This is a genomic window from Bosea sp. PAMC 26642, from assembly GCF_001562255.1.
Classification (GTDB): domain Bacteria; phylum Pseudomonadota; class Alphaproteobacteria; order Rhizobiales; family Beijerinckiaceae; genus Allobosea.
This window is the reverse complement of the sequence record NZ_CP014301.1, coordinates 2,961,814-2,976,916: the sequence shown is the minus strand read 5'-3', so window position 1 is coordinate 2,976,916 and position 15,103 is coordinate 2,961,814. Positions and strand designations below refer to the sequence as shown.

The following is a 15,103-nucleotide window of genomic DNA, read 5'->3' as shown; positions in this document are numbered from 1 at the left end:
GGCGCCGCAATCGGCTCTGATAACGCGTCCATCAAAGAGCGCCCCGCCATTGGTCGAGGAGCGCTCGAACTTAAATCGATTTAGGGAGAAGACCCATGACGAACGACATCAACAGACGAACGATTCTGAAGGGCGCGGCTGCAGCCGGCGCGACGGGCCTGATCGCCGGCCCGGCCATCGGACAGGCGAAATATCCCAGCCGCCCGGTCACGCTGATTTGCCCCTGGGGAGCGGGCGGCGGCACCGATGCGACGGCGCGCATCGTCGCGCAGCTTCTGGAGAAGGATCTCGGCCAGCCCTTCAACGTGGTCAACAGGACCGGCGGTTCGGGCGTGGTCGGCCATTCGGCGATCGCGACGGCGGCGCCCGACGGCTACAATATCGGGATGCTGACGGTCGAGATTTCGATGATGCATCATCAGGGCCTGACCGAGCTGAAGCCGACGAGCTATGTGCCGCTGGCGCTGATGAACGAGGACCCGCCGGGCGTACAGGTGAACGCCGCCAGCCCGTACAAGGACATCAAGGCGCTGGCGGATGCGATCAAGGCGGCGCCGCACGGCAAGATGAAGGCCTCGGGCACCGGCCAGGGCGGCATCTGGCATCTGGCGTTGATCGGCTGGCTCGTCGCCATGGGGCTGAAGCCTGACCATGTCGGCTGGGTGCCGTCGAACGGCGCCGCGCCCGGCATGCAGGATCTCGCAGCCGGCGGCCTCGACATCGTGACCTGCTCGGTGCCGGAAGCGCGCGCGATGATCGACGCCGGCAAGGCGAAGTCGCTGGCGATCATGGCGACCGAGCGCAACCCGATGTTCAAGGACGTGCCGACGCTGAACGAGACGCTCGGAATCAACTACTCTGTCGGCGCCTGGCGCGGCATCGCCGGCCCGAAGGGCATGCCCGCCGAGATCCAGGCGACGCTGGTCGCTTCGCTGAAGAAGGCCTTCGACTCCAAAGAGTATCAGGACTTCATGAACTCGCGCGGCTTCGGCATGAAGTTCGCCGACCAGGCCGGCTTCACCAAGTTCATGGATGAAGGCGACAAGGCGATGGCCTCGGCCATGAAGGCGGCGGGCCTGGCGAAGGCCTGAGCCGAAGGCTTCGTCCCGGCTTGTCCGGAACGCGTCATTCCGGACAAGCCGCATAGCGGCGCCGATCCGGAATCCATCATAAAGCATAGTGCCTTGTGATGGATTCCGGGTCTCCGCTGCGCTCCGCCCGGAGTGACGGCGCCCTTGGTTCCATCCGCCCCGCGATGGCGCGTGATGCCAGGCCGCTCTCGCAAATCGAGAAGGTTTCCGAATGCAACTGTCCGACCGTATCACCGGTGGCGCGATCGCCACGCTCGGCGCGGCCGCGTTCTTCTATGGCTCGAAGCTGCCGCCGGTGCCCGGCCAGCAGGTCGGGCCGTCGGCCTTTCCCATGGTCGTCGGGGCGGGGCTGGCGCTCTGCGGCGTCCTGATCGTCTTCGGCGTCGGGCGGCATTTCGAGGAGGTGGCCGAGGCCGACGTCGTCAGCCATTCGGCGCCCGAGATGCTCGAGCCCCTGCCGGCCTGGCGCTCATGGCTGGCTCTGCTGCCGCCCGGCCTCGTCTTCTTCTACGCGCTCGCTTCGGAGGCGCTCGGCTTCCTGCCGACGGCGGCGATCATGGTGCTGACGGCCTCCTTCGCCTTCGGAGCGAAGGCGAAGCTCGCCGTGCCCCTGGCGCTGGTCGCGCCGCTCATCGTCAACCTGATCTTCCTCAAGCTGCTGCGCGTGCCCCTGCCTGGCGGCCTGCTGCCTTTTCCGTGGTGACGCGCCGATGACCAACACCATCATCCAGGCCTTCGGGCTCGTTTTTGCGCCCGACGTGCTGATTGCGATCCTGGCATCGGCCATCTACGGGCTGGTAGTCGGCTCGCTGCCCGGCCTTTCGGCGACCATGGCGACGGCGCTGCTGGTGCCTGTCACCTTCTACCTGTCGCCGATCGCGGCAGTGGCGACGATCATCACCGCCTCTGCCATGGCGATCTTTTCGGGTGACATCCCCGGCTGCCTGCTGCGCATTCCCGGCACGCCGGCCTCGGCCGCCTATACCGACGAAGCCTATGCCATGACGCGCAAGGGCCAGGCGGAGACGGCGCTGGGGATCTGCCTGTGGTTTTCTGCGCTGGGCGGCATCGCCGGCACGCTTTCGCTGATGATCCTGGCGCCGGTGCTGGCAGAATTCGCGCTCTCCTTCTCGACCTATGAGAACTTCTGGCTCGCGCTGCTCGGGCTGATGTGCGCCACGCTGGTGGCACGCTCCTCGCCGATCAAGGCGATCGCCTCGATGCTTCTGGGGCTGCTGATAACCTGCATCGGCATCGACAATCCCGGCGGGGTGCCGCGCTTCACCTTCGGCACGGTCGACCTGCTCGGCGGCATCGAGCCGATCCCGGCGCTGGTCGGCGTCTTCGCGCTGGCCGAGGTGATGCGGGCCCTGACCGAGCGCGAACCGCCCAAGCTACCGCATCGCCGGATGGGGAGCATCCTCAAGGGGCAGTGGGAGCTGACCAAGAAATATCCCAAGCAGCAGGCGCGCGGAAACGTCGTCGGCATCATCATCGGCGTGCTGCCGGGTGCGGGCGCCGACATGGCGGCCTGGGTCAGCTACGCCATGGCCAAGCGTTTCTCGAAGACGCCGGAGAAGTTCGGCACCGGCCATCCCGAGGGGCTGATCGAGGCCGGCGCCAGCAACAATGCCTCGCTCGCCTCGGGCTGGGTGCCGGCGCTGCTCTTCGGCATTCCCGGCGACACGATCACCGCGATCGCCATCGGCGTGCTCTACATGAAGGGCCTCAATCCCGGCCCGTCGCTGTTCACCGAGCAGGCGTCGAGCATGTACGCGCTCTACATCATCTTCATCCTGGGCAACATCATCATGATCCCGCTCGGCATCATGATGATCCGGGGCGCGAGCTTCGTGGTCGGTGCGCCGCGCTCGGCGGTCATGCCGGTGATCATGGTGTTCTGCGCGGTCGGCGCCTTCGCCACCGCCGGCAACAACCTGTTCGCGGTCTACTGCGTTGCGTTCTTCGGCCTGCTCGGTTTCACGATGGAGAAGAACGGCTATCCGGTCGCGGCGCTGGTGCTCGGCATCGTCATGGGCACGATGGTGGAACAGAGCTTCGTCACCTCGCTGATCAAGTCGGACGGTTCGATCCTGCCCTTCTTCAGCCGGTCGGTGTCGAGCGTTCTGGCGGCCATGACATTCGCGGCGCTGCTCTGGCCGGTATTCTCCTGGTCGATGGACAAGCTGAGGGCGCGGCGAGTAGCAGCGGCGTGAGGGGGCGAACTGCGCTTTCCGGACTTGATCTGCCGACACCGCCGATGGCGTGTGTGCGACCCTTATCCTGAGAGTCCGTGCGATGAACTGAACGATTTCAGTGATTTCTCATATCGCTTCACGCCGACGGACTGTCATTCCGGACAAGCCGCTTTAGCGGCGCCGATCGAGTATCCATGCCGGAATGGAGGCATCGAGAGGTTCAGGCTGGGGTTCCGGGGCTCCGCTGCGCTGCGCCTGGAACGACGGCACCTGGACGACAAACATTCACGGCGCCGTCATCTGCTGCGCCGCTGGGCGTATCATCAGGGATCAGGTAACGATCAGACGTCACGACACCGATCAGCGCTTCAGGAAGGCGGCGAAGGCGGCCTGGGCCTCCGCCGACAGCAGCCGTTCTCCGAAGAGCCGCCCTTCGGTGGCTATGGTCTCGGCGACGGCCGGCGCCTGGGCGCGCTTCAACAACATCTTGGTCAACGCGACCGACTGTGGCGGAAGGGCCGCGAGCGCTCTTGCTTTCTCGATCGCCAGTGCGAGCGCGCCGCCCTCGGGCGTGACGGCGTTGAGGAGTCCTGCCTCATGGGCAATCTCCGGGCCGAAGGCCTCGCCCAGCATCAGCAGTTCGGCAGCACGCTTGCTGCCTGCGATTAGCGGCAGGAGATAGGAGGAAGCGCCCTCCGGGCTCAGCCCCAGCGCCACGAAAGGCATACGGAAGGATGCGCCCTTGCCGGCGAAGGCGAGGTCGCAATGCAGCAACATGGTCGTGCCGATGCCGACGGCGAAACCCTCGACCGCCGCGACGATCGGCTTCTTCGCCGTCGAGAGGACGCCGAGATAATCCATGGCGACGCGGGGGCCGGTCTCCGCGGCTCCGGCAAAATCCTTGATGTCGTTGCCGCTGGTGAAACAGCCACCGGCGCCGGTCAGCACCATGGCGCGGATGTCCGGGTCGGCTTCGGCGGCGGTGATCGCGTCGATCAGGCCCTGATAGCAGGCGCGATCGAGGGCGTTCTTGCGCTCGGGGCGGTTCATCGTGATCTGGACGATGCCGGGCAGAACGGTTTCCGTCAGGATACTCATCTCGGGTCCCTCGTCAGGATGCGCAAAGCTGCGCCTTGGCCGTGGCGTACTCGGCCTTGAGCCGGTCGATCACGATGGTGACCGGCGGCGCATCGTCGATCAGGCCGACGCCCTGGCCCGAGCCCCAGATGTCGCGCCAGGCCTTGGCCGTGCCCGCGCCGAAGCTCATTTTGGTCTTGTCGGCATGGGGCAGGTTGTCGGGGTTCAGTCCCTGCGCTGCGATCGAGGGCTTGAGGTAGTTGCCGGGCACGCCGGTGAAATAGGGCGTGTAGACGATGTCGGCGGCGCTCGTGCCGACGATCATGTCCTTGTAGCCATCGGCCGCATTGGCTTCTTGAGACGCGATGAAACGCGTGCCGATATAGGCAAGATCGGCGCCCATCGCCTGCGCCGACAGGATGGCCGAGCCGGTCGCGATCGCGCCCGAGAGGACGATCGGGCCATCGAAGAAGCGCCTGACCTCACCGACCAGTGCGAAGGGGCTGAGCGTTCCGGCATGGCCGCCGGCGCCAGCGCAGACCAGGATCAAGCCGTCGACGCCGGCCTCCAGTGCCTTCTGTGCGTGGCGTATCGTGGTGACGTCGTGGAAGACGAGCCCGCCATAGGAGTGGGCGGCCTCGACCACCTCGTTGGGCGCCCGCAGCGAGGTGATGATGATCGGCACCTGATGGCGGACGCAGGCCTCCATGTCGTGGATCAGCCGGTCGTTGGAGGCGTGGACGATCTGGTTGACGGCGAAGGGCGCGATTTTTCGCGTGGGGTCGGCCGCCTTCGCCGCCGCGAGTTCGGCCTTGATGCGGGTGAGCCAGAGGTCGAGCTGGTCGGCCGGGCGCGCGTTCAGCGCCGGAAAGGAACCGACGACGCCGTTGAGGCACTGCGCGATGACGAGCTCCGGCCCCGAAACGATGAACATCGGCGATCCGATGACCGGAAGGGAGAGATTGTCGGAGAGGGAGGCGGGGAGGGCCATGGCGGTCCGTTCCTGGTCAGGCGCATCTCGTCTTGCCCGGATCCCTCCGGCGCGGCATGAGCAGCAGGCTTGCCATGGGGTTTCGCGGCCGGTCAAGGATAGGTCCAGTTTCGTACTGCAGTACGAATGTCCACAACTGGCCTCGCTGTGACGGGGCAACTTGACAATCTCGACCCGGCACACTTCCTAACAATGGCAATGCAGACGCTCGTTCTGCAATGCAGAACAGTTCATGACGAGGAATATGCCCATGGAGATCGCCCGGCTCGCCCTTCGCGGCCCGATCGCGATCGTGACGATCGACAATCCGCCGGTCAATGCGCTGGGCGCCGGCCTGCGCGCCGGACTTGCCGATGTGCTCGCCAAGGCGGCGAGCGATCCAGCGGTCGAGGCGATCGTGATCGCGGCGGCGGGGAAGGCCTTCATCGCCGGGGCCGATATCTCCGAGTTCGGCAAGCCGCCGGCCAAGCCGCTGCTGCCGGATGTTCTCGACGCCATCGAGAACTGCGCCAAGCCGGTCGTCGCCGCGATCCAGGGTGTCGCGCTCGGTGGCGGGCTCGAGGTCGCACTCGCCTGTCACGGCCGGGTGGCCGCGCCTGCCGCCAAACTCGGCCTGCCCGAGATCAAGCTCGGCATCATCCCGGGCGCCGGCGGTACGCAGCGCCTGCCCCGGCTGATCGGCGCGGCTAAGGCCTTCCCGATGATGCTGTCGGGCGAGCCCGTTTCCGCCGACGAGGCCTCGCGCCTCGGGCTCGTCGATATCGTCGCGCTTGGCGACGTGGTCGAGGCGGCGGTCGCGCTGGCACAGGATATGGCGAAGGACGACCCTCGCCGTACGGGCGATCTTGGTGAGGCGTTGACGCCGGCCGATCGGGAGGCGTTCGAGGCAGTGGCGGCCGAAGCGACGAAGAAATCCGGCGACATGCCCAATGCGATGGCATTGATCGAGGCGGTGCGGGCGGTTTTCACGATGCCCTTCGCAGAGGGACTGGCCGTCGAGCGCGCGCTGTTCATGACGCTCGTCGCAGACGACCGCTCGAAGGCGTTGCGCTACGTCTTCTTTGCCGAACGCGACGCCGCCAGGGTGCCCGGCATCGGGGCCGACGTGAAGCCGCGTCCGATCGCGACGGCCGCCGTGATCGGGGCCGGTACGATGGGCGGTGGCATCGCGATGTGCTTCGCCAATGCCGGCATCCCGGTGACGCTGATCGAGACGCAACAGGCGCAGATCGACAACGGTATGAACCGCGTCGCCGCCATCTACGAGATGTCGGTGACGCGTGGTTCGCTGACGCCGACCCTGCGCGACCAGCGGCTCGCGCTGATCACGCCGGCCGTCGGACTTTCGGCGGCGGCGCAGGCCGACATCGTGATCGAGGCCGCCTTCGAGGAGATGGGCATCAAGCAGCAGATCTTCGGCGAACTCGACAGGATCGCCAAGCCCGGAGCGATCCTCGCCAGCAACACCTCCTATCTCGACGTCCCGACGATCGCCGCGGCGACGAAGCGGCCCGCCGACGTGCTCGGAATGCACTTCTTCAGCCCCGCCAATGTCATGAAGCTTCTGGAGATCGTCCGGCCGGCGGGCGTTGCCGACGATGTGGTGGCGACAGCCGTGGCGCTCGGGCGCAAGCTCAACAAGGTCCCGGTCGTGGTCGGCAACGGCTTCGGCTTCGTCGGCAACCGGATGCTGGAGGCGCGCACGCGGGCCGCCGAGCGGCTGCTGATCGCCGGCGCGCTGCCGCATGAGGTCGATGCCGCGCTAACCGGCTTCGGCTTCAAGATGGGCCCGTTCGCGATGTCGGACCTTGCCGGCAACGACATCGGCTGGCGCACGCGGAAGTCGCGCGGCACGAAGGCTGCGGTCGCGGATGCGATCTGCGAATGCGGCTGGTTCGGCCAGAAGACGGGGCGGGGCTATTATCTCTACCCGGAGGGGGCGCGGACAGGCCATCGCGATCCGGAGGTCGAGGGCCTGATCGCGCGGATATCGCAGGAGAAGGGCGTGACGCGGCGCTCCTTCACGCCAGACGAGATTTTGGCTCGACTGCTCGACCCGATGGTCAACGAAGGAGCGCGCATCCTCGAAGAGGGCATCGCGGCGCGGCCGGGCGACATCGATATCATCTGGCTCAACGGCTACAACTGGCCGGCCTGGCGCGGGGGACCGATGCACTGGGCCGACACGGTTGGGCTCGACACGATCGTGAAGCGCCTGGAGGCCCAGGCCGCCGAGAGCGGGGACAAGAGCCTCGAACCGGCGCCGCTGCTGCGCAGGCTCGCCGCCGAGGGCAAAAGCTTTTCGGAGATGAAGGCGCAGGCTGCGTGAAAACGGTTTGACCGGCGCCACACGCCTCTTTCCAGGACAGGACGTTCCACGCTCATGACCGAAGCCGTCATCGTCTCCACCGCCCGCACGCCGATCGGAAAGGCCTATCGCGGGGCCTTCAACCAGACCAAAGGCGCCGACATGGCCGCCCATGCGATCAGGCACGCGATGCTGCGGGCGGGCGTCGAGCCGGATGCGGTCGAGGAGATCGTGCTGGGCTGCGGCTACCCCGAAGCCGCAACCGGCGGCAATGTGGCGCGTCATGCGGCTCTCATCGCGGGGATTCCAGTCCAGTCGGCCGGCGTCACCGTCAGCCGTTTTTGCGCGTCGGGGCTGGAAGCGATCGCCCATGCGGCGCGGCGCGTCGTGATGGACGGCGTGCCGGTCGCGGTCGGCGGCGGCGTCGAGTCGATCTCGCTGGTGCAGCCGGTGGTCAGGCGCGAGCTGACCCAGAACGACTGGCTGATGCAGCACAAGCCCGAGATCTACACCTCGATGATCGAGACGGCCGACAATGTCGCAAGCCGCTACGGCATCTCGCGGCAGGTACAGGACGAATTCTCGCTGGAAAGCCAGCGCCGCACGGCCTCGGCGCAGCAGCGGCGGCTGTTCGACGACGAGATCGTGCCGATGAGCGCGACGATGGCCGTGACCGACAAGGTGACCGGCGACGTCCGGCAGGAGGGGGTGACGCTCGCCAAGGACGAGGGCAACCGGCCCGAGACGACACTGGAGGGGCTGCTCAAGCTGAAGCCCGTGCGCGGCGAGGAGCAGTTCGTCACCGCCGGCAATGCCAGCCAGCTTTCGGACGGGGCCTCGGCCAGCGTGGTGATGTCGGCGCAGGAGGCGGCGCGGCGCGGTTTGTCGCCGCTGGGCATCTTCCGCGGTTTCGCCTCGGCCGGCTGCGAGCCCGACGAGATGGGCATCGGCCCCGTGTTTGCCGTGCCGCGCCTGCTGGAGCGCAACGGCTTGAACGTCTCCGATATCGACCTGTGGGAGCTGAACGAGGCTTTCGCGTCTCAGTCGCTTTATTGCCGCGATCTGCTCGGCATCGATCCCGACAAGGTCAACGTCAATGGCGGTGCAATCTCGATCGGCCATCCCTTCGGCATGAGCGGCGCCCGGCTCGTCGGCCATGCGCTGCTGGAGGGCCGCCGCCGCAAGGCGCGATACGCCGTGGTGACGATGTGCGTCGCCGGCGGCATGGGTTGCGCGGGGCTCTTCGAGATCAACCAGGGCTGATTGGGGCCGCTGATCTTCTCGGGCACGGCTTGGCCGCTCCGGCAAAGTCTACCGCATCGTCATTCTGGCCGCGTCATGATTGTGACGTGGCTCCCGACATAGTTTGCTGCAACGCCGCAACGTGGCTCTGGAGGCCGGCTTTGAGCTCTGGATTGTTTGCCCTGCTCGACGACATCGCCGGCATCGCCAAGGTCGCAGCCTCATCGGTGGACGATGTCGTCGCGCAGGCGACGAAGGCCGGCACCAAGGCCGCCGGCATCGTCATCGACGATGCGGCGGTGACGCCACGCTATGCCGTCGGCTTCGCGGCTGCGCGCGAATTGCCGATCGTTTGGCGGATCGCGCTCGGTTCGCTGAAGAACAAGCTGTTCTTCCTGCTGCCGGGCGCGCTCATCCTCGCGCTCGTCGCGCCCTGGCTGATCACGCCGCTGCTGATGGCCGGGGGCGTCTATCTTTGCTACGAGGGCGCCGAGAAGATCCTCGAACTTGTCGTGCCGCATGCGCATGCGGCACCGACCGATACCGGCGAGGCGGTGCTCGATCCCAAGCTGCTCGAGGAGCAGAAGATTGCCGGGGCGATCAAGACGGATTTCATCCTGTCGGCCGAGATCATGGCGATCACGCTCGCCTCTGTGTCGACCTCCTCCTTCTGGATGCAGGCGGTGGTGCTGGCGGTGGTCGGGGTCGGCATCACCGTCCTTGTCTACGGCGTCGTGGCGCTGATCGTGAAGGCCGACGATGCCGGGCTCGCGCTTGCGCAGCGGCAGTTTGCACCGGTGCGCCTGCTGGGCCGGGGCCTCGTCATCGGCATGCCCTATTTTCTGACCGCGCTCGGCTCGGTCGGCACGGCGGCGATGCTCTGGGTCGGCGGCGGCATCATCATCCACGGACTGGAAGAGTTCGGCTTGACCGCACTCGGCCATGCCAGTCATGAGCTTGCGGTGGCTGCCGGGGCAGCGTTGCCGCTGGGCGGTGCCGTCGAATGGTTCACCGGGGCTGCGCTGTCGGCCGTGTTCGGTCTGATCGTCGGCAGCATCGCGATTGTGGCGATGCATTACCTGGTCGAGCCGCTGCTGAAGCGCGTGCGCAAGACCGGCAAGCCAGCTCAAGCCGCATAGAGCCTCAGTCGAGCCAGGTCGTGAAGCCCTCGACCGGCTCGCGCTCGGGCACCAGCGCGTTGGCCGGCGCGTCGGGATCGGCCTTACCGATGGCGATGCCGCAGACGACGACTTCGCTGTCGGGAATGGCGAGTTCGCGCCGCACCACGGGATGGAAGCGCGCGAAGATCGCCTGCGGGCAGGAGTTCAGGCCGTGGCCCTGGGCGGCGATCAGGATGTTCTGCAGGAACATCCCGAGATCGAGCCAGGAGCCGATTTCGAGATCGCGGTCGATCGTCACCATCATCGCGACCGGCGCGCCGAAGAAGCGCAGATTGGCCGCCGTCTGGCGCTTCATGCCCTCGGTGTCGCCCTTCTTGACGCCGAGGAGGCCGTAAAGGTCCCAGCCGACCTTGCGGCGGCGCGAGAGATATGGCTCGACGAAGGTCTCGGGGTAGTAGCGGTATTCCTCCGCTGGCGGCAGATCGGGCGAATCGAGCGCAGCGATCAAGGCCGGTTCCAGCCGGGCCCGTGTCCGGGGACCGATAACGCGCACCTTCCAGGGCTGCATGTTGGTGCCGCTTGGGGCCTGGGCGGCGACGTCGAGAATGTGGCGGATGAGGGCGGGATCGACCGGATCGGGCAGGAAGGCGCGGATCGCGCGGCGGGAGGTGATGGCGTGATCGACGGCTTGGGCTGGCGTCATGGCTCGTTCTCCTCGGCCGTCGTTCCGGGGCATCGCGAAGCGATGAGCCCGGAACCCATATCCGCCATCGTGATTCATATGCGCACCATCGCTGCCGCCCTATCCTGAACGAACTGCGGAGCGGATATGGGTTCCGGGCTCGGCCCTGCGGGCCGCCCCGGAATGACGGGAGCGCATCATCCCGCCCTGCGCGCCTGGACAAAGGCTGCGTGCTCGCTGACCAGATCTCCGGCCAGCGCCTTGGCGATCAGGGCTCGCGTCTCGGGGATGCCATAGATCGCCACGAAGGAGCCGAAGCGCGGGCCCTGATCCTCGCCGAACAGCACCTGGTAGATCGCCTTCCACCACTCGCCGGAGACGCCGGGACGGTCGGGCGTGGCGTTCTTGGCGGCGAGGTTCTGGTAGCGCGGGATCGCGCGGGCGACGTCGAGCGCGGTGTCCTGGACGGTTTCGGCCGAAGCATCCGTCGGGAGCGCCGCGAGCGCTGCATCCAGAGCGAGGAAAGCTGCCCGCTCGGTCTCGTCGGCAGCGCGATAGTTTTTCGCAGGCTTCACGAAGTCGCGGAAATAGGTGATCGCGTAGCCCACGAGTGCGTCGAGGCGAGGATGGGTGACCGGCGAGATCGACGGTGCGTAGCGCTGCAGGAAGCCCCAGAGGACCGCCTTGTCCTCGGAATTCGCCACCGCGACGAGGTTCATCAGCAGGCCGAAGCTGACCTGCGTCCTGACCGCATTGTCGCCCTCGCCGGAGGCGACGACCTCCGGCTGCGGCGGCTCGCCGCCGTGGATGTGCCAGACTGGGTTGCCGAGACGGTTCTTCCAGTCCTGGCGCTCATAGCCGTTGAGGAACTGCAGATATTCGTCCGCCGCGCGCGGGATGACGTCGAAATGCAGCTTCTTGGCCTCGCGCGGGCGCGAATACATGAACAGCGACAGGCTTTCCTGGCTGGCATAGGTCAGCCACTGGTCGATGGTCAGGCCGTTGCCCTTCGACTTGGAGATCTTCTGGCCGATCTCGTCGAGGAAGAGCTCGTAGACGTAGTGCTGCGGCGCCGGCGCACCCAGGATCTCGCAGATCTTGTCGTAGATCGGCGCGTTGGTCTGGTGGTCCTTGCCGAACATCTCGAAATCGACGCCGAGCGCATACCAGCGCATCCCGAAATCGGGCTTCCATTGCAGCTTCACATGGCCGCCGGTGACCGGCAGCGTCGTTTCGGTGCCGTCTTCATCCGCGAAGGTGATGGTGCCGGCCCTGGCGTCGACCGCCTTCATCGGCACATAGAGCACGCGGCCGGTGGTGGGCGAGATCGGCAGGAAGGGCGAATAGGTCGCCTGGCGTTCTGCGCCCAGCGTCGGGAGCATCACAGCCATGATCCGGTCGTAGCATTCGGCCGCGCGGATCAGTGCGGCGTCGAACCTGCCGGATCTGTAATAGTCGGTGGCGCTGGCGAATTCGTAGTCGAAGCCGAAGGTATCGAGGAAGCGACGCAGCATGGCGTTGTTGTGGTCGCCGAAGCTCTTGTGATCGCCCCCGAACGGGTTGGGCACCGCGGTCAGCGGCTTGTGCAGATGCGGCTCCAGAAACGCTCGATCGGGCACGCCGTCGGGGATCTTGCGCATGCCGTCCATGTCATCGGAAAAGCAGAGCAGCCGTGTCGGGATTGCGTCCTGCGTCAGCACGCGGAAGGCGTGGCGCACCATCGAGGTGCGTGCGACCTCGCCGAAAGTGCCGATGTGCGGCAGGCCCGAGGGTCCGTAGCCGGTCTCGAACAGCACTTCGGTCTTGCCCGATTTCTCGATCCTGGCCACGAGTTTGCGCGCCTCCTCGAACGGCCAGGCGGCCGAACGCTGGGCGGCGTCAACAAGGGCGGGATCGAAGGCGGGCATGACGGGGCTGGTCCTCTCCAGGCAGGAACGACAGAACGATATCGCTCAATTACGAGTTAACGAGGGAGGGGCTTTCGCAGATCGGCAAGGCTGCCGTCAATGCGTGACGACCTGCGCCGGCCGCGGTTGTCGAACCGGCCGGTCGGTATAGGCTGGCATCCGACGATGCCTGAAAGGATACCGCCTTGGATCGCTCTCTTCTCGACCGGCTGACCGTCTGGCGGCGTCATCTGCATGCCCATCCGGAGCTTTCGCTATACGAGACGCAGACCAGCGCCTTCGTGCAGGAGAAACTGGCCGAGATGGGGATTCCGTTCGTCGCAGGCGTCGGCGGCAACGGCGTGGTCGCCACATTGACGCGCGGTACGTCGGACCGCTCGGTCGGACTGCGGGCCGACATGGATGCCCTGCCGATCAATGAGGCCAACGACCTGCCCTATCGATCGGGCACAGCCGACGTGATGCACGCCTGCGGACATGACGGGCACACGGTGTCGCTGCTGGGCGCGGCCGCGCTGCTGGCGAAGGACGAGAGCTGGAGCGGCACCGTGCAGTTCCTGTTCCAGGCCTCCGAGGAGAATGGCGCTGGTGCACGCGCCATGATCGCCGATGGGTTGTTCGAGCGCTTTCCGATGGAGCGCGTCTTCGGACTGCACAACTGGCCGGGACTGGAAGCCGGGACGGTCGCTGTGCATCGCGGACCGGTGATGGCCGAGCCCGGGCGCTTCACCATCACGCTGCACGGGTCGGCGGGACACGCCGCGAAACCCGATCTGACGCGCGACCCGATCGTGGCGATGGGCCATCTGATCGTGGCGCTGCAGACGATCGTCTCGCGCAACATCGATCCGATGGAGAGCGCGGTCGTCTCGATCGGTCAGGTGCATGGCGGGCTGGCACCCAACCAGATTCCGACCAGCGTCTTCATCAACGGCACCTACCGGACCTTCAAGCCTGCGGTACGCGACCGCGTTCTGCAGCGCCTGCAGGCGATAGCCGAGAACATCGCCGCGACTTTCGAGATGCGGGCCGAGGTTGCGTTCATTACGGGTGGTCTAGCGACGATCAATACGCCGCTGGAAGAAGAGGTCGCGGCGACAGCCGGCGCGGTCGCTGGTCTTGCCGTGCGCCGCGACATGCCTGCCAGCAACACCGGCGAAGATTTCGCTCACTATCTCCAGCACCGGCCTGGTGCCTATGTGTGGATCGGCAACGGGCCGGTGAAGGATGGCGGCGAACTGCACAACGACCGCTACGACTTCAACGACGCCATCCTGCCGGCGACCGCGGGGTGGCTTGCCGCCGTGGCGCGACAGGCGCTGGAGGGGGAGCTGTTGAATGTGCAGCCCGTCGGCAGAACGTCAGACGACGAGCGCCGTCCTTCCGGATCGGCGCCGCTTCGCGGCTTGTCCGGAATGACGGCGCGTGGTGTTGGAGATGTTGATGTTGCTGTTCAGAACGGGCTGACCGGGAAGAACCTCAGATAGAGCCTTGTATAGGTGCCGTCGTCCCAGAGCGTCTGGAGGGCGTAGTCGAGGCTGCGCTTCAAAGTGGGATCGTCCTTGCGCAGCAGGAAGGCGACGCCTTCGCCGAAATAGCCGCTTTCGAGGAAGGGGCCGCCGGTGAAGGCGAGTTCGGCGCCGGCGTTGCTGGCGAGCAGCAGCGAGAGCGCGATGCCGTCGGCGAAGACGAATTCGGCCTCGCCGCTGCGCAGGGCTTCGATCGCGCCGGGGAGCGTGCCGGTCTCACGGCGCTGTACGAACGGCATGAGCCGTTCGAGGAAGGCCTGGTGGGCGGTGCCGCCGATGACGGCGACGCGCTTGCCCTGCAGGGTCAGTGGATCGAGCTCGGCCTGGGCGTTGCCGCGCGTGGTGAGCAGGCGGGCGCTGCCGCGGAAATAAAGATGGCTCGCGGCAAAACGGGCGCGCAATTGCGGGTTCAGGTTGATCGCGGCGGCCAGCACGTCGCCGCGCGCCTCGGCGAGCGAATCGAGCAGGGTGTCGAAGCGTCGCGCTTGCACCGTGCAGGTCCAGCCGAGCCGTTCGCAGGCGGCGCGCGCGATCTCCACCGAGAAGCCGGTCAGGGTCCCGTCGGGGGCCGCGAAATGCAGCGGCGGGTATTCGTCGTCGGTCAGGAAGCGCACTACGCGCGGTGGGCCGGGCTCGGGGCGGTCGAGACGGATGCGCTGGTCCCAGAAATTCGGGATGGTGACACGCGATTGCGCCGTGGCGTGGCCGGTGGCCAATGTCGAGAGTGCAATGATGATGAAGGCGAGCCGGCGGATCATGGCCGCATCTGGCGCGAGGTAGCGTGAGCGATCAAGAGGTTTGTCTTAGATCGATATTGCTTCATCGAACGCGGGCGTCATTCCGGGCAAGCGGCGCAGCTCCGGAATCCATCATAAGGTTCCGTCGCTCCCCTACGATGGATTCCGGGTCTGCGCTTCGCTTCGCCCGGAATGACGGCCGGGTTTTATGTCGAGAGGT

12 protein-coding genes are annotated in these 15,103 nt (G+C 66.5%); 7 read left to right on the top strand and 5 right to left on the bottom strand.

All coding sequences use genetic code 11. The annotated features are described in order from the left end of the window. Positions 1 to 95: 95 nt before the first annotated feature. The 3 genes from AXW83_RS14380 (at position 96) to AXW83_RS14370 (ending at position 3,307) form a co-directional block, all read left to right on the top strand. A complete protein-coding gene (locus AXW83_RS14380; RefSeq protein ID WP_066614582.1) occupies positions 96 to 1,091 on the top strand; it encodes a tripartite tricarboxylate transporter substrate binding protein in 996 nt (331 codons plus the stop codon). A gap of 211 nt (positions 1,092 to 1,302) precedes the next feature. Then, entirely contained in the window at positions 1,303 to 1,794 is a 492-nt protein-coding gene (locus AXW83_RS14375; RefSeq protein ID WP_066614580.1) for a tripartite tricarboxylate transporter TctB family protein, read from the top strand. A gap of 7 nt (positions 1,795 to 1,801) precedes the next feature. Continuing rightward, positions 1,802 to 3,307: a tripartite tricarboxylate transporter permease gene (locus AXW83_RS14370; protein WP_066614578.1), complete on the top strand. Its 1,506-nt coding sequence runs from the start codon at positions 1,802 to 1,804 to the stop codon at positions 3,305 to 3,307. Between the two features lie 342 nt (positions 3,308 to 3,649). Here the strand turns inward: AXW83_RS14370 and AXW83_RS14365 are convergent, their stop codons facing one another. Then, the gene (locus AXW83_RS14365; RefSeq protein ID WP_066614576.1) at positions 3,650 to 4,387 is read right to left on the bottom strand and encodes an enoyl-CoA hydratase-related protein; all 738 of its coding nucleotides are present in this window, start codon (positions 4,385 to 4,387) and stop codon (positions 3,650 to 3,652) included. A gap of 13 nt (positions 4,388 to 4,400) precedes the next feature. Beyond that, the gene (locus AXW83_RS14360; protein WP_066614575.1) at positions 4,401 to 5,357 is read right to left on the bottom strand and encodes an NAD(P)H-dependent flavin oxidoreductase; all 957 of its coding nucleotides are present in this window, start codon (positions 5,355 to 5,357) and stop codon (positions 4,401 to 4,403) included. Between the two features lie 244 nt (positions 5,358 to 5,601). On the opposite strand from AXW83_RS14360, the gene AXW83_RS14355 reads away from it, so the two are divergent. The 3 genes from AXW83_RS14355 to AXW83_RS14345 all read left to right on the top strand — a co-directional run bounded on the left by AXW83_RS14355 (position 5,602) and on the right by AXW83_RS14345 (position 10,046). Next, positions 5,602 to 7,686, top strand: a complete 2,085-nt coding sequence (locus AXW83_RS14355) for a 3-hydroxyacyl-CoA dehydrogenase NAD-binding domain-containing protein (RefSeq protein ID WP_066614574.1) — start codon at positions 5,602 to 5,604, stop codon at positions 7,684 to 7,686. Between the two features lie 54 nt (positions 7,687 to 7,740). Next, positions 7,741 to 8,928 carry an acetyl-CoA C-acyltransferase gene (locus AXW83_RS14350; RefSeq protein WP_066614573.1) on the top strand — a complete coding sequence of 396 codons (1,188 nt, stop codon included), beginning with the start codon at positions 7,741 to 7,743 and terminating at the stop codon, positions 8,926 to 8,928. Positions 8,929 to 9,068: 140 nt separating this feature from the next. Continuing rightward, complete coding sequence (locus tag AXW83_RS14345) at positions 9,069 to 10,046, top strand: DUF808 domain-containing protein (protein WP_066614571.1); 978 nt, start codon at positions 9,069 to 9,071, stop codon at positions 10,044 to 10,046. A gap of 4 nt (positions 10,047 to 10,050) precedes the next feature. Here AXW83_RS14345 and AXW83_RS14340 read toward each other — a convergent pair whose 3' ends face one another. After that, positions 10,051 to 10,731, bottom strand: coding sequence for a nitroreductase (locus AXW83_RS14340; RefSeq protein ID WP_066614569.1), 681 nt, complete (start codon positions 10,729 to 10,731; stop codon positions 10,051 to 10,053). A 176-nt stretch (positions 10,732 to 10,907) separates the two neighbouring features. Next, the gene (locus tag AXW83_RS14335) at positions 10,908 to 12,617 is read right to left on the bottom strand and encodes a lysine--tRNA ligase (RefSeq protein WP_066614567.1); all 1,710 of its coding nucleotides are present in this window, start codon (positions 12,615 to 12,617) and stop codon (positions 10,908 to 10,910) included. Positions 12,618 to 12,802: 185 nt separating this feature from the next. Here AXW83_RS14335 and AXW83_RS14330 point away from each other — a divergent pair, with 185 nt between their 5' ends. Next, positions 12,803 to 14,104, top strand: coding sequence for an amidohydrolase (locus AXW83_RS14330; protein WP_082767132.1), 1,302 nt, complete (start codon positions 12,803 to 12,805; stop codon positions 14,102 to 14,104). Here AXW83_RS14330 and AXW83_RS14325 read toward each other — a convergent pair. Continuing rightward, a complete protein-coding gene (locus AXW83_RS14325; protein WP_066614566.1) occupies positions 14,071 to 14,904 on the bottom strand; it encodes a transporter substrate-binding domain-containing protein in 834 nt (277 codons plus the stop codon). The two genes, AXW83_RS14330 and AXW83_RS14325, sit on opposite strands and share 34 nt — an antisense overlap. Positions 14,905 to 15,103 lie beyond the last annotated feature (199 nt).

Coding starts and splice junctions, on each gene's coding strand:
- AXW83_RS14380 (WP_066614582.1), top strand. CDS start 96: ATGACGAACGACATCAACAGACGAACGATTCTGAAGGGCGCGGCTGCA.
- AXW83_RS14375 (WP_066614580.1), top strand. CDS start 1,303: ATGCAACTGTCCGACCGTATCACCGGTGGCGCGATCGCCACGCTCGGC.
- AXW83_RS14370 (WP_066614578.1), top strand. CDS start 1,802: ATGACCAACACCATCATCCAGGCCTTCGGGCTCGTTTTTGCGCCCGAC.
- AXW83_RS14365 (WP_066614576.1), bottom strand. CDS start 4,387: ATGAGTATCCTGACGGAAACCGTTCTGCCCGGCATCGTCCAGATCACG.
- AXW83_RS14360 (WP_066614575.1), bottom strand. CDS start 5,357: ATGGCCCTCCCCGCCTCCCTCTCCGACAATCTCTCCCTTCCGGTCATC.
- AXW83_RS14355 (WP_066614574.1), top strand. CDS start 5,602: ATGCCCATGGAGATCGCCCGGCTCGCCCTTCGCGGCCCGATCGCGATC.
- AXW83_RS14350 (WP_066614573.1), top strand. CDS start 7,741: ATGACCGAAGCCGTCATCGTCTCCACCGCCCGCACGCCGATCGGAAAG.
- AXW83_RS14340 (WP_066614569.1), bottom strand. CDS start 10,731: ATGACGCCAGCCCAAGCCGTCGATCACGCCATCACCTCCCGCCGCGCG.
- AXW83_RS14335 (WP_066614567.1), bottom strand. CDS start 12,617: ATGCCCGCCTTCGATCCCGCCCTTGTTGACGCCGCCCAGCGTTCGGCC.
- AXW83_RS14325 (WP_066614566.1), bottom strand. CDS start 14,904: ATGATCCGCCGGCTCGCCTTCATCATCATTGCACTCTCGACATTGGCC.